The 14,120-nt window shown below is 57.9% G+C and carries 14 protein-coding genes and 1 pseudogene; 6 read left to right on the top strand and 9 right to left on the bottom strand.

Annotation, left to right across the window (positions count from 1 at the left end):
* The first annotated feature begins 189 nt into the window (after window positions 1–189).
* The 3 genes from C8K14_RS16325 to C8K14_RS16335 all read left to right on the top strand — a co-directional run bounded on the left by C8K14_RS16325 (window position 190) and on the right by C8K14_RS16335 (window position 4,588).
* Window positions 190–2,271 (top strand): TonB-dependent receptor, encoded by a 2,082-nt coding sequence (locus tag C8K14_RS16325; RefSeq protein ID WP_233251114.1) that lies wholly within the window; start codon window positions 190–192, stop codon window positions 2,269–2,271.
* 61 nt (window positions 2,272–2,332) lie between these two features.
* A complete protein-coding gene (locus tag C8K14_RS16330) occupies window positions 2,333–2,851 on the top strand; it encodes a cytochrome c (RefSeq protein ID WP_054132322.1) in 519 nt (172 codons plus the stop codon).
* A 426-nt stretch (window positions 2,852–3,277) separates the two neighbouring features.
* Window positions 3,278–4,588 (top strand): hypothetical protein, encoded by a 1,311-nt coding sequence (locus C8K14_RS16335; RefSeq protein ID WP_133726854.1) that lies wholly within the window; start codon window positions 3,278–3,280, stop codon window positions 4,586–4,588.
* A gap of 7 nt (window positions 4,589–4,595) precedes the next feature.
* Here C8K14_RS16335 and C8K14_RS16340 read toward each other — a convergent pair whose 3' ends face one another.
* The 4 genes from C8K14_RS16340 to C8K14_RS16350 form a co-directional block, all read right to left on the bottom strand.
* Window positions 4,596–5,852 (bottom strand): hypothetical protein, encoded by a 1,257-nt coding sequence (locus C8K14_RS16340; protein WP_133726855.1) that lies wholly within the window; start codon window positions 5,850–5,852, stop codon window positions 4,596–4,598.
* A gap of 94 nt (window positions 5,853–5,946) precedes the next feature.
* The gene (locus C8K14_RS22455) at window positions 5,947–6,159 is read right to left on the bottom strand and encodes a hypothetical protein (RefSeq protein WP_133726856.1); all 213 of its coding nucleotides are present in this window, start codon (window positions 6,157–6,159) and stop codon (window positions 5,947–5,949) included.
* 35 nt (window positions 6,160–6,194) lie between these two features.
* Window positions 6,195–6,995: a hypothetical protein gene (locus C8K14_RS16345; protein ID WP_133726857.1), complete on the bottom strand. Its 801-nt coding sequence runs from the start codon at window positions 6,993–6,995 to the stop codon at window positions 6,195–6,197.
* Window positions 6,996–7,056: 61 nt separating this feature from the next.
* Window positions 7,057–7,422, bottom strand: a complete 366-nt coding sequence (locus C8K14_RS16350) for a DUF6152 family protein (protein WP_133726858.1) — start codon at window positions 7,420–7,422, stop codon at window positions 7,057–7,059.
* A gap of 529 nt (window positions 7,423–7,951) precedes the next feature.
* On the opposite strand from C8K14_RS16350, the gene C8K14_RS16355 reads away from it, so the two are divergent.
* The 3 genes from C8K14_RS16355 (at window position 7,952) to C8K14_RS16365 (ending at window position 11,755) form a co-directional block, all read left to right on the top strand.
* Complete coding sequence (locus C8K14_RS16355) at window positions 7,952–8,239, top strand: hypothetical protein (protein WP_133726859.1); 288 nt, start codon at window positions 7,952–7,954, stop codon at window positions 8,237–8,239.
* 3 nt (window positions 8,240–8,242) lie between these two features.
* Window positions 8,243–10,321 (top strand): TonB-dependent receptor, encoded by a 2,079-nt coding sequence (locus tag C8K14_RS16360; protein WP_107717627.1) that lies wholly within the window; start codon window positions 8,243–8,245, stop codon window positions 10,319–10,321.
* Between the two features lie 66 nt (window positions 10,322–10,387).
* Window positions 10,388–11,755 (top strand): DUF4185 domain-containing protein, encoded by a 1,368-nt coding sequence (locus C8K14_RS16365; RefSeq protein ID WP_199223757.1) that lies wholly within the window; start codon window positions 10,388–10,390, stop codon window positions 11,753–11,755.
* A 77-nt stretch (window positions 11,756–11,832) separates the two neighbouring features.
* On the opposite strand, the gene C8K14_RS23235 is transcribed toward C8K14_RS16365, so the two are convergent.
* The 5 genes and pseudogenes from C8K14_RS23235 to C8K14_RS23065 all read right to left on the bottom strand — a co-directional run.
* A complete protein-coding gene (locus C8K14_RS23235; protein WP_369974060.1) occupies window positions 11,833–12,558 on the bottom strand; it encodes an MATE family efflux transporter in 726 nt (241 codons plus the stop codon).
* Window positions 12,441–12,920, bottom strand: coding sequence for an MATE family efflux transporter (locus C8K14_RS23240; RefSeq protein ID WP_369974061.1), 480 nt, complete (start codon window positions 12,918–12,920; stop codon window positions 12,441–12,443). The genes C8K14_RS23235 and C8K14_RS23240 overlap by 118 nt, the downstream gene beginning before the upstream one ends.
* A 49-nt stretch (window positions 12,921–12,969) precedes the next feature.
* Window positions 12,970–13,218: pseudogene (locus tag C8K14_RS23245) on the bottom strand (MATE family efflux transporter); the annotation flags it as partial.
* Between the two features lie 155 nt (window positions 13,219–13,373).
* Complete coding sequence (locus tag C8K14_RS16375) at window positions 13,374–13,925, bottom strand: GNAT family N-acetyltransferase (RefSeq protein WP_082350296.1); 552 nt, start codon at window positions 13,923–13,925, stop codon at window positions 13,374–13,376.
* A partial coding sequence (locus C8K14_RS23065; RefSeq protein ID WP_208110664.1) for a hypothetical protein occupies window positions 13,922–14,120 on the bottom strand: 199 nt, incomplete at its 5' end. The genes C8K14_RS23065 and C8K14_RS16375, both read right to left, overlap by 4 nt.

A 14,120-nucleotide genomic window follows, 5' to 3' on the forward strand; every position in this document is an offset into this window, starting at 1 on the left:
GGAAATACTCGAGGGGTGGATGCCGCCATGGCGGATCCTGCCCCCCGCCCCCGCATCGGCCATCATCCTCGGCGCCTTCTGGCGGCGCGGCGATGCTGCCCCCAGAGATTTGAGATCACTGTCATGAACTTGCGTCTTTCCGCCCCCTGCGCCGCATCGCGCCTCCTCCTGCTGACAGGTGTCTGCACGATGGCCATCGCGGGCAAGGCATCCGCCCAGGAGCAGCGCACGATCATGGTCACCGCATCGCGCAGCGAGATGATCGGCAAGGCCGAAACCGCCAGTCAGGGTTCGATCAGTCAGCAGGAGATTGCCCTGCGCCCGATCTATCGCGCCGCGGAATTGTTCGAGAGCATCCCCGGCCTTGTCGTCACCACCCATTCGGGCGAGGGCAAGGCGCCCTATTATCTGATCCGGGGCTATGCGCTGGACCATGGCACCGATTTTGCCAATTTCATCGACGACATGCCGGTCAATCGCGGCACCAATGCCCATGGTCAGGGCTATTCTGATCTGGGCTTTCTGACCCCGCAGGTCGTGGCCGGGATCGATTATACGAAAGGCCCCTATTACGCGGGCGCAGGTGATTTCGGCTCGGTGGCGTCCGCACGCACGCGGCTTCTGAATGAAGCCCCCGCGCAAATAGCCGCGACTGTGGGCACCGATGGCTATCAGGAAGCTCAGGGCATGGCCACGCTGCGCCTTGGCAAGGACAAGCGGCTGCTGGGCGCGTTTCAGATCAGCCATTATGACGGCCCTTGGCAACCGGGGCAGAATTTCCGCAAACTCAACGGTGTGTTGCGCTACAGTCAGGGCACCGCCAGAGACGGCTTCACCCTGACCGCCATGGTCTACGCCAGCGAGGGGCGGCTGACTACCGACCAGCCCCAGCGCGCCGTCGAGGCGGGGATCATCAGCCCCTATGGCACGTTGGACCCGAGCGATTACAGCCGTTCGCAACGTTACAGCCTGTCGGGCCATATCGAAAAACCCATCGGTCCGGGCCAGTTTTCCGCCAGCCTCTATGCGATCCGTTCGACCATGACGCTGTGGAACAATTTCACCCACTACCTTTATGACCCCGTCAACGGCGACCAGCAGGCCCAGCATGAGGCGCGCACCGTTTTTGGCGGGCGAGCCAGCTATACGCTCAAGGCGCAGGTGCTGGGGCTGGAGACCGAGACGGTGTCGGGCGTGCAGATCCGCCACGATATCGCGCTGGTCGACCGCCGCCATACGAAGAAGCGCGACACGATCCTGTCCAACTGCTTTCAGAAACAGGACGGAGGAGGCATCCTTTACTACAATGCCATCAACGGCAATTGCAACGCTGACCGGGTGCATATCCTGATGCTCTCGCCTTATATGCAAACCACGCTGCGCTGGGCCAGTTGGCTGCGCACGGTGGGCGGCGTTCGCCTGGATTACATGCAGGCCGACGATGTCAGCTATGTCACCGGCACCAATGGGCAGGGCCATCAATATCTGTGGCAGCCCAAGGGCAGCCTGATCCTTGGCCCATGGGCGAAGACCGAGTTCTATTTCAGCACGGGGCGCGGGTTTCACTCCAATGACGTGCGCGGCGTGTTCGGCACGGTGCCCACGCAAGGCGTGCCGCTGGCGGCGGGAGGCACGCCGCTGCTCGCCTCGACCACGGGGATGGAGGTCGGGCTGCGCAGCAACCTTATCCCGCACCTCAGCCTGCAAATCGCCGCCTTCCAGCAGGATTTCGGCTCCGAACTGCGCTATAACGCCGACACCGGCCAGAACGAGGCGGGAGCCCCCAGCCGCCGTCAAGGCATCGAGATTTCCGCGCAATACCGCCCGGTTCACTGGCTGGAGCTGAACAGCGATCTGGCCTTTGCGCGGCCGCGCTATCGTGGCGCCAATCTGGCGGCCTTTGGCATTGCCCAGCCCTATATCGCGGACGCTCCCAATTTCACCTATTCGGCGGGCGCGCTGGTCAACGGTCTGGGGCCGTGGTCGGGTTCGCTGCAATGGCGGCGGCTGGGCACGCATTCGCTGGTCGATGGGCAGTTCGACCCGCGCGATGGGGGATACAGCGAGTGGAACATCGACGTCACCTATGCGCTGGCGGGCGGATGGAGGGCGCAGGTCAGCCTCTTCAACATCTTTAACAGCCGCAGCGCATCGGCAACCTATTACTACACCTCGCGCCTGCAGGGAGAACCCGCAGAAGGGGTGGAAGGTTTCCAGACCCATCCACTTGAGCGGCGCTCAGCCCGGTTTACCATCCGCAAGGAATTTTAAGGCGCCTCCCCCAAAAAGTAAGGAAAGGATCGAAGGAATGGCAAATTGGAAACTGTTGGGAATGGCCGCGCTGGTGCCGATGGCGGTGTTGACGCAGGGCGCCGTCAAGCCTGCGCCCAAGGGGCCGGTGGTGGTCTATAGCGAGATGCACGATCACGTTGCGGCTAAGGCACAGGTCCTATGGGACATCACCAATGCCAAGCTGGACGATGAGGGCAATCCGTCGGCCAAGAAGATGAAACCTGCCGACTGGATCAAGCTGCGCGCCGCCCTGACGGACCTATCGGCCTCGCTGAACCGGCTGGGCGAGGCCGAGAGTTTTGTGGTGCGCAAGGCCGATCAACAAATCCTTGACGAACAGACTCCCGGAGGCGCCAAACCGGCCGACATTCAGCGCCACATCGACGCCAATCCCGCCGGTTTCCGCCAATATGCCATCGCCCTTGCCCGCCGGATCGACGGCATCGGCAAGGCCGCCGACCGCCGCGATCTCAAGACCGTCTATGAGGCGGCCGGCGAACTGGATGGCCAATGCGAGGCTTGCCACCAGGCTTTCTGGTTCCCCAAGGACGCGCAATAGGCCGGATGCCCGCTCCCCCGGCAAGGAAGGCGCCCATCAATGCGCAATTCCTCGATAAACTTGCGGTCGATCCGCCCGAGGCGATGCAGGACCCCATTGAGCAGAAGTCACCCGCAAGCATTCCTCTGTACAAGTTTTCTCAAAGCATTTCCGCAGCATGGTTATTGCCCCAGGCGGTCCATCGCAACGACATCTACCACCTGACATCTGGATCACGCGAACCGGGTGGCACTTCTAAGCACTTCAGGGGGGCAGAATTGTGTTTGCAGCCTTTCGGCATCACTTTGGTACGGGAATATGCTTCAGAAAAGCCGGGCGAAAATTCCGACAAAATGCTGCAGATGGAGTTAATAGATATAGTCGATTGGCTATGCATTGACTCCCGAAGGCCATCAGATAGGGTTCAACTCAAGGAGGCCCTTCCAGTTGACAGAGCCTGTTGCAGAAGACCCGTTCCACACTCCGACAGAGCAGATCATGGCCGAGCAATCGGCGCGTTTTCGTGAAGTGCTTGCTACTGACGGCCGAGCCATCAAGCTGATCCAACTGTTCGACTATCTCGTAGCTCGATCATCGGAATCGCGCGCGCCCAAGGAGGTCGAAATCGCGATGTCCGTGTTCGACAAGAGTGCGGATTTCGATACCTCTCAGGACTCCACAGTCCGCGCTTATGTCTATCGATTGCGCCAAAGGCTGGAGGCTTTCAACGCCGGTACCAGCGGGTCGCGGCTGCATATCCCCAAAGGCGAATACCGGCTCCTGCTGCTTCAGGCGGCCGACCACACAGAGCCCGGTGATACTCCGTCCCCCGCCGTCATGCCAACCTCAGCGGGCGGGCAGCGGGTCGGAATTGCGCTTGGTATGGCTTTTGTTGCAAGCGCCCTTCTGTGGCTGCTGCTATGGGGGGGGAGTGCCGGTCGTACACAGCATGCGGTGCCTCCCCTCGCTCAAAGTCAGCTTTGGAAGCCCATCGCGGCTCATCCGCATTCCCCCATCATTGCCGTCAGCGACTTCTATATGGTGGCCGAAGGCGGCGGCGATGGACAGATCGCTCGCCTTGTGATGCATTCGGGAATCCAGTCATCGCTCGATCTGGACGCCTATCTGGGGCAACGTCCACAGCTTTACTCCGCACTGCATGATCGCGACATCTATCGCATTCCATCAAGCATTGCGATGGCTGCGGTGACCACATTATCGTTGGCCGGCGAGGTGAGGCAGGATCATGCGATGGGTGACATCGTTCCCGTATCGAAAATCTCGCAAGACCTGATCGATACACGCAATGTCATCTATGTTGCGCCATTTTCGCAGTTAGGGAAACTTCGTTCACCAATTCTGCCCATCCTGGGTTACGCGCCGGGTTCAGACTTTGAAGAAATCAGGGATACGGCGACCGGACAGACATTTCGTGCAAAAACGGACTCTGCCACGACATCAAGCCAGAAACAGGCAGGCACCGCCATGGGCTACGATTATGGCTATGTCGCCAGTTTTCCAGGCCGTGCCGGCAACAGGACGATCGTGATCGCCGGCATCGAGGACGCTGCATTGGCGCAGATAGTGCGCATCGTTGCCGACAAGCGGCAACTCGATGCCATTTCCCGACATATCGGCCCAGCGGCAGCTTTCGAGGCGCTTTTCCAGTTCCGAACCGTTGGGGATCTGGTGTTCGAGACCCGCCTGATTAACTCACGGCTGCTGAAACTCGCACCGGGCGGCACAGTACATCGTTAAAACGATGCTATTCGTCGGGCTTTGTCTTATCCCACATGTGCCCTGAATTCAACGGGCGCGCCACGACCAGGGTGCTGCCATAGGTTTGATCGAACATGGTGCGCACCTGATACAGCGCCTCGAACGCAGACAGGTTGCCGCCCAGTTGGTGGCGGAGACGCTCGATCATGGTTACATCGGTAACAATCTCGGCCATCTGCCGTACCGCAGCATCACCAGTGCCGGAGACAATCACAACCGAATGGCCGGACGGCCCTGGAAAGCTCGCCAGATAGCCGTAGTCGCGTCGCGGAACGGTGCCATCGGTAAGCACATAAGGGCTGTCGGAAGCAAAGCGCCGAGAGGATGCCTTGTCGATAAGGTCAAAGCAATGCGAACCACAGCTAAATCCCGAAGCTTCCAGAAGCGGGGTGCGTAAGAGGTTCGACATTTCGTCCAATGTCCCAACATAGACAATATTCGAAGCCTGCATCATGGTGGGATCGAGCCTGAACGATGTCGTCGGCTGAATTGTTGATATATGCAAGTACGACGCTAAGATGCCAACAGAAACCATAACCTTATCACTGACCGTATAAAGACTCTGATCCCTAAGTTCTTTATAAACATACGGTCTGGAAGAGGTATATTTGTAGAATTGGTCTGTTGAATTGATATTAAGGTCGTGAACGATATCATCATCCTTCACGCCGCTTGAAACTTTGGCGAAGGCGAAGTGATCCCCTATTACCAGATAAGTCTTGCGCTTGCTTGCAGCGATAGCGCCCCATAGCGGCGAGCGGACCAGCGCCCGCTCAGGCGCCCATTCATGATCCATGTAAAGCCATGCGGCCACGCCATTAATAAGCACCAACGCAGCAATCGCCATCCACAAGAGCGGCACCCGCCGGAGCTGTGCGGCAGAGGCTTCCTGATGATCGACCACCTCGACCGGGTCGTCCGGCGCCGTCAACTGGAGCGCATATTCGCCGGGCGGTATGATAAGGCGCCGACCGATGCGCCCCTCATAAAACGCATCCAGTTTCTTGCGCAGGCGGTAGACGCCGACACGTACCCGAGATCCCTGATGGCCGGTTGCCATCAGGTCGTTGGGAAAGATCTCGGTGGCAATGTCGGTTTCGCGCGGTCGTTGGCCTTCTATCGAGCATTGCAGCAAGTAATCAAAAATGCGTAGCAGCGTGTCGGACCGATTTGACGCGATGGACTCTCGGACCTTTTGGCCTTCCGCAAACAGGGCCTGGGCATCTTCGTCGGAAGCGTTCATTGCCATCGGCGCCATTCGTCTTGCGCCAACTTTGTCCGCCTAGCCACGTTCATCAACTTCCAGAGACAGTCCGACGCATTGCCGAACTGCCGCCTCAATAGTACCGATGCGGGACAGATGTTTGATATTCCTTCATATGTTTCCATAAATTTGCCCATGCCGACAAACTACCCAGATATATGAGTTTATCAACCACTCGATCGGTTTCACGTGCAACCATTACAGCCATCGTCGTGATGCGGATCTGCGCCGAACGATCCAATTCGCTGGTGTGTCGACTGTGCGGCGAAAGCAGGATCGTTGCCATCCAACGGTGCGGACAGTAACGATGCTAGGAACAAATTACTTTGGCTCGAAGGACACCGTCCCGTCAGGATTTATCTTTTCCAGGCTGTGATCGCAGACATATTCGGGAATGCGGTACTTGTGGTTGCGCTTGTATCGCCACGTCCAGTGATAAGGCGATTTCAGATAGGCGGGATCTTCGATCGAGAAATCAATCCGCATCTTGTCAGGTCCAGTGATCTGGTATCGTTCGGTCACCACCATTTGGTCGCTGTGCGGGATTTCGAAAAACTGCATACTCTCTTGCAGTCCACGGGTGGTGACAACAAGCGTTTTGTTCTCCCAGCGGGCGGAGGAAAAGCCATAGAACGTCTGCTCCAGATCGCCCCGCTTGGGAAAGGGCGCGTTCATATAGATCCGCCGGGTCTGCATGTAGAGTTCTGCCAACACAGTGACCTGTCCCGGCGTCTGAAGAATCTGGATCGGGTAGATTGCCTGCATGATCGTTGGCGTGCCTTCCGGCAGGCACAGTGTGCTTGAATCCGCAAGCGGCTTGCCTGCATCCAGAGCCGCCTGCCGCTTGGCCCGCAGCGCCTTCCACTCGGCGGCAAAAGGCTCCTTGAGGTTTGGCCCCGGCCGTGGCGGAGGCATGTCCTCGGCCGCACCTGCACCGCCTTCCTCAAATGGGCTTGGGTCTCGCTCCCAGACGCCGGTCAGGTTATGTTCGGCGCTCATGATGGCGTTATCGGAAACACGCGCAAGGGCATGGGCAGGCTTAACCTCCGCGGCGATCGCGGTGGGAGCGGTGAGCAAAATCGAGGCAGATACCACGAGCCCGGATACGTTCTGAATCCGCATGTAAGCGGTAGACCTTTCATTGAAGTGATTGTTTCGCCCTGAAGATTTTACCGGAGAGCGGTTACCATGCCTTCAGGACCTTGCCGCCCAGCAAGGTGACGGTCTTTAATGCGCCGCCCGGTCTACCATCACGCATAGGGAAAAACGCCACATCAACTTTATCGCCGGCCTTCAAGGTATCGAACTTCCATCCGTTGTCGCGCATTCCGGAAGGACTGCTGCATTCAAGAGTATAATTTGTGTTTCCGCTCTTGATCACCACGTAGACGTGCGGGTTTGACCACTGAAATTGGACCACGGTCGCGGCTTTGAACTCTACGGTCTTATTCTGATCGAACATGGCGAACGAATGGTGAGCCGATGCGGGCTGTACTGCCGCCAGCAAACCGGCAGCAATGACAGCAATACCGAATTTAACTTTCTTCATCTTGATCTCCATTGTCGCGGCGAGAATTGCGCGGCCGGATCGAACGCTCCGGCGCCTCGCGCCGGGCATCGCTCCGCAGCCGAGCCGTTTCCCCCACACATCCGCCGACCTGGCAGCCGATCTGCCTCGCAGGCTATGTCAGATGCGCACGTCGGAGAAAGCGCGAAGCCGTGGTGTAACCGTTTGACCGTTGCTTGCTGCTGCAAACTGACCGAAATATGGGCGTCTTTCTGGTTAACACCCTGTACGGCAGGTAACATTCAGCCGGCATGGGCAAACGTTTCCGAACGGGTTTCAATGCGATTTGACTATTTACAATCGCGCAACAAAATTCAGAAATTTTCGCTGCACGTTACTCATGGGTAACGATGTCCACCTGAGCCGAAACCAGTTGCGCAGCCTGATTGCAGGCGGCTCCCAACTCTCCCGCTTGCTCCGGCGAGCCAATTTTCAGGCGTTGGATGTCTGACCGCAGAGTCGGCCTGAGCCCATCAAAACCAAAACACTTATCACAGGGAGTAAAAAGAAATTGAGCAGCGATCTCATAGCGGCGACGACTTGTCGTCGATCCAAAGCCATTTTCGCAGCGATATCCACGAGCGGCATTAGGCCGTTCCGCCCGGTGCTGTTGGCGGGGGCAGCGCTTGCGCTGACCAGCGGCACAGCAGGCGCGCAAACTGCCGACCGGCAGGACACTTCCAATACCATTCTGTCGCAGACTTCGGACATTGTCGTTTCGGCCCGGCGCAAGGATGAAAAGCTGACCGACGTGCCCGCGTCAATCACGGCCCTCTCGTCCGACTACATCAAATCGTAAAACATCCAGAGCTTCTCTGATTACGCGACCCGCGTTCCGAATCTAAGCTTTCAGTATGGTCAGGGCGGCACGCTACAATGGGCAGGTGACCGCCAAACCACGATCCGCGGGGTCGCCGGAGCAGGCACGACATCCTATTATATCAACGACACGCCGGTCCCCTCGTCCGTCAGTCCTTTGACGCTCGACATTGACCGCATGGAGGTGCTGAAAGGGCCACAAGGTACCTTGTTTGGCGCCAGTTCGATGGGCGGCAATCTACGCTTCATCACCAAGAAACCCTCGTTTAGCGAGACCTCAGGTTCTGTCCAAGTCCAGGGCGGAGGCACCAAGGATGCCGGCTTTGATGGACAGGGTAATGCCCAAGCCAATTTCGTGCTGGTGCCCGGCAAACTCGCGTTGGACGTTGCAGCCGGTTACAGGCATGATTCAGGCTTCATTACGCGAACATTCCCCGATGCTTCCGGCCGACTGGTTTCGGTTGGCGGTCAAGGAGGCAATGACGTCTTGGCAGGATCGGCTACATTGCGAGCCAAGCTGACAAATCGCCTGGAGGTCACAGCATCAGTCATCGGCCAATCCGACATCCTGCACGGCTTCCCCGCTGCATATGTGCCGCTGCCCGGGTATCGCCCCCTCTCTTATGTCTCGAACCGCGATGCCGACGTTCAGGAGTACTCGCACGACAGCTGGGGCCTTGGCTCCCTTGTCCTGAACTATGCTGGTCAGGGCTTCTCGGTGGTGTCCTCGACAAGCTTTTTTATGCGCAGGATCAGGCAGCTGGAAGATGATACCGAAGGCAGCAACCTGTGGCTTGAGCAAAATTTCGGATCGGATTTCGGGCATCCGGTGATCACCGCCTATTCTTTGAATAAGGAGCGGCGCTTTACGCATGAAGACCGCATTTCCTTCGACGAGGGCACATTGTTGCCGCACTTGTCAGGAATCGCGGGTGTTTATTACCAGCACCAGTATTCCAGTGCAGATGTTCCGGTAAACCATGTTCCGGCATTGGCAGCCGCTGGCTTCGAGCCGGATTGGTTTGGCGCTAACTTGGGCATCACCCGCTCCAATGACTATGCAATCTTTGGCGAAGTTTACTACGAAATAATTCCAAATCTGACAGTTACATTGGGAATTCGCAAATATTGGAACAAAGCTAGCGGCGACGCATCAATGAATACCGGCATACTCTTTGACGTAAATGGTCAGTATAGCCCTGCCGTTAGCGACAAGCAAAGCGGTTGGGTTCCCAAGGCCGTGCTTTCGTACAAGGTCGGGGACCACGGAAATGTCTATGTTTCCGCATCAAAGGGGTTCCGTCCTGGTGGCAGCACGGCGCTGCTGCCCGATATTTGCAATGCAGACCTGGCCAATCTCGGACTCGATAGCGACAAGGTCAGGCAGTACCGGTCCGACACGCTCTGGAATTATGAGATTGGTGCGAAGAGTCGCTTTGCCGGAGGCCGGATCAATGCTTCCGCGGCGGCATTCCAGATCGACTGGAGCAATATCCAGCAATCCACGATCCTTCCGACCTGTTTGTTGTCCATCACCACGAACGCCGGTAAGGCACGAATACGAGGCGGTGAACTGGAGATTTCCGGCCGACCGATTGCCTCCATTCCATTCTCGATCCAGGCCGGCCTGGGGTACACCAATGGCGTCCTGCTCCAGCCCGGCGTGCTGCCGATGCCTGCGAACAGCCCGTTGCCGCAAATGCCAAAATGGAGCGCGACCGTATCTGGCTATTACGAAAACCAGATCAACAATACGTTCACGTTCTTTGCTGCTGCCGACTACAGTTACTCCGGCAGCACAAAGGTGCCCGACGGTGCCGGTGGCTTCTATACGCGTCAGCCGATCAGCATGATCAACGGCAATATGGGACTGAGCTTCGGCCGCTCGCAGGTGATGGTCTTCGTGAAGAACCTGATGGATAAGCGGCTCAACTACGGCGATCAGCCCGCCTCCAGCTTCGACCGGCAAGAGCTGCTTGCCGACGGAACATATCAACGCCTGCCGCGGGCGGTCGTCAGCCGCCCGCGGCAGATCGGCATCCAGTATCAACTTGATTTTTGAATTCATGGACAGCGGCGGGACATTTCCCGTCGCTGTCAAAACCGGTTACTCCAGGAGACGCACATTATGTCGGCGCGACGATCTTTCATAAAGCAGGTGCTGGCAGCAGCGGTGACGGCAGGGCAAGCTATGTGGGCGGGCGGCGCACTTTCCCAAGGGCCTAACTCCGGTGAAGGCCGCATTTCCGGCCTCAAGCTGCGCGATGCGACGATTTTTCGCCTGCCCGGCATGGGCGATGGCTATAAAATGACATGGGGAGCCGATGGCCAACAGTTCATCGTGCAGAACGATGGCATTGGTTTCACGACGAAACCCCGAAGGTTCTACAAACGCTCGCTTTGGAAACTGGATGGACACCCCCCTGCTCTCACGGTGGACGAAGTACCGGGCTACCCGGCTGTCGATCACGTGGCAGGGCCGGAGGATGTTCCTCATTATCATGGCCACGGTCTGCTGGCGGTGCATGGCCGGATCTATCAATCACTTGGCGCGCTGGACCGGGCACAGGGCCGGCTGCGTCACTGGAATGCGGCCAAGTTGATCTACTCCGATGACGGTGGCCGCATCTGGCGCAATCAGGATGGCAGCACGCCTGTTCGCGACGAGAACTGGGCAGAGCAATCGCGCTCCCGGCTTGCCTTCTATGACGAGCCGGACGGCTGTTTCTCTCTGTTGAGTTTTCTGCAAATGGGGCAGGACTATCGCGCCAACCGTGATGGCTACATATACGTATACAGCCCTAATGGAAACACCGAGGGGCTGATGAATCAACTGATGATGTTCCGCGTCCCGATCGCACAGATGCTGGAGCGCACCGCCTATGAATTCTACGCGGGTCGTACGGCTGAAGGCGCCCCGGTCTGGCGCCCAGAGATTGAGGCACGTCAGCCTGTCCACATCTTTCCCGAGGGCTGGGTCAATCGCACCAGTCTTTTCGAAGGCGACATCGTGGTTGAAACCTGGTTGCCAAGCGTTGTCTGGAACGAACCGCTTGGAGTTTACATGATGGTCAGCGCCGGTACCGGCTGTGCGTCCGATGGAACCGAGTTCGCACAGCCCGGCTATCTGGGCTTCTGGGTTTCAGACACCCCTTGGGGACCGTGGCGGCGCGTTCATGAGGATCGCGCGTGGGCTCCGGGCGGAAACACCGATGGGCGGCCCTATTCGCCCCAAATCGCGCCGCAATGGCTCGCGCCTGACGGCAAGTCGCTATGGCTGGTATGGGCCGATCTCCAAGGCATCAGGAGCCTCAGCGATCCTGCGCCAATCGGCTCGTCGGCACAGGAACCTGACCTTGAGCCGCAAGGCCCTTTGGCCGAAGCGGAAATGATGCGCCAGGCGATGCCGCTGCTCAGATTCAACGCGGAACGCATTGATTTGATTTTCAGTACATGCCGGATGCAATCAGAACAGGAGTGTATCGCGGCCAAATAGGAACATTTGATGGTTTGGTAAACGGAGCAAAGGTCCCGGATCTCCGGGCGTGATCCCACGTAAATTGCGATCAATCCTTAAACGATACCAGCGCCAAAATTCAAACGGGTAATACGCGACAGCCATCGCATGGACAGCAAGATCGCCACGAAAGCCAGCCCGGTTGCAAGCCCGATCCAAATGCCGGCACCTGCCAGCGGCGTGCGCGTAGAAAGCAAGTATCCGGTTCCCATCCCTACCAGCCAATAGCCCAACACCGGCACCGTCATGGAATAGCGCGTGTCATGCAGCCCTCTGAGCAAACCCGCATTTACCGCCTGCGTGGTGTCCATCAATTGGAACACCCCAGCAATGTAGATAAATTTGGTGGCCAGCAGCACGACCTCGCCGTTTCGCGGGTCATGCAGATCCAGGAAAAGCGCGATGAGGTTGCGCGGCAATGCCGCCAGCGTCAGCGCGGATGTCATCGCAAAGGCGAGGGCAAAACCAAGCGCGATCCATCCGGCCCTACTGATGGCCACCGCATCCTTGCGGCCATAGGCGATCCCGACCCTGACCGTTGACGCCTGGCTGATGCCCAGCGGAACCATGAAGCATAGCCCCGCAATCTGATTGGCAATAGCATGGGCCGCCAACGAGGAACGTCCAATTGTTCCCATGAGAAAGGCAGACGCGTTGAACACCGTCACTTCCATGGCAAATGTAACGGCGATAAGGCGCACCAAGGCGAAGCATGGTGAGGAGCCGGGGCCAATCCGCAGCCCAGAAGCGGCCAAAAACGTGAAAGCGTTGAAACTGGCGATCTCGCACAATGACCGTCACCAGAGTAAGCAACATGGTCAGTGATGTCAGGCTGCTCGCCAGTCCTGCGCCGAAAAGGCCAAGGCGGGGCAGACCCAGGTGCCCCAATATGAGGCACCAGCAGAAAATTGACGGGCAGCGCGGCGACAGTGATAATTACGCCCCAAAGCGGACGTTCCATCGCGCCCAGAAAATGCCGGAGCCCATAGAACCGCAGATAGGGCAACAGTGCCCATTGCAGGCCCCGCAGAAGCATCTGAGCCTGGCCTGCAAGGACCGCATCCTGCCCCAGTGCCAGAAGGATCGTGGCTGCGTGCCACAGGGCAATCCATATTGGCACACAAAAACCGGCAGTGATCCACATTCCCTGACGGGACCGTGCGCCGTATTTCCCTCACCGAATACTTGTTCTGCCCTCGCTCGCGGGCAATCATCGGGGAAATCGCAGTCGCCAGCCCTATCCCGAAAATTTGAAAAGCATTATACAGATTCGTCGCCAGCGCACCCGCAGCAACCGCGTCAGAACCCAGATGGCCGATCAGAAAAAGATTGCCTGCCGCAATCAGAGACCATGCCAGATTGCCAATGATGAATGGCGCCGCAAGGCTGAAAAGCGCCTTGGCCTCCGATATGACTGGTTCAGAACGCCAGACAATCAGCATACTTTCTGTCCCTCCGATTGCCCAACCAAACGCGATCAAGCCAAGGATTGAAGCGACGCGGGTTCAGTGAAGAAGCCGTATCGGCAAGGCGGAGCGCCTGGCGGGTGTGGGCAGCGCGATCGGAATGCATGGCGACCTGCCGGTCTGAATGGTTATCAGGTAGTGGCAACAGAATTACCGTGCGACGGCCATTCCTTGCGCAGCATCGCATATTGGAACGTATTTTCGAAAATTGGCTGACCATCAGCGTCGTCGATGAAGGATGCAAACTCCAGAAATAGGCCTTCGCGCCGCATCCCCAAACGCTCGCATAGCCGCTGCGATCGGACGTTGTCGTCTTCGACATAAGCGTAGATACGGCGAACACCTTGGCTTGAAAAAAGGTTGTCGATCAAAGCCCGGGATGCTTCGAAGGCGAACCCCGCGCCCGTATGATCGGGATTGAAGTGCCAACCTATCGAAACTGTATCGCCCTCCCGCTCCATAAACAGGTCCCCGATCAGTTGCCCAGTATCCTGACGGCAGACAGCGACATAATCCCCGGCCGCGGCACGATTGCGTGCTTCGGCTTCTGCGGCAATCTCGTCGGCCACCGCCATGGAAGCGAAACAGGAAACACGCGGCTTGTGCAGATAGGCAAAGAGTGCCGGACCATCGCCCTCGCGGAACTCACGAAGTGTTAGCCTGTCAGTTGTGGCAACAATCATTCGGTTTCCTCTTTTCCCCGTTGCCGTCGAGAATGGTCAAAGGCCGGCGTTTTGCTATGGGAACGCTTGCCAGAGAACAAAGCGCAGGCCACAAAGCCTGAGAGCCCGATCCGAAAGTTGTTGAGCGATACCAGTATGTTGTGATTCACGCCGTCCTTGCGAGAAGATGGTGTGACCAATGGCATGGACTGATAT

The organism is Novosphingobium sp. GV079 (genome assembly GCF_003058045.1).
Classification (GTDB): domain Bacteria; phylum Pseudomonadota; class Alphaproteobacteria; order Sphingomonadales; family Sphingomonadaceae; genus Novosphingobium; species Novosphingobium capsulatum.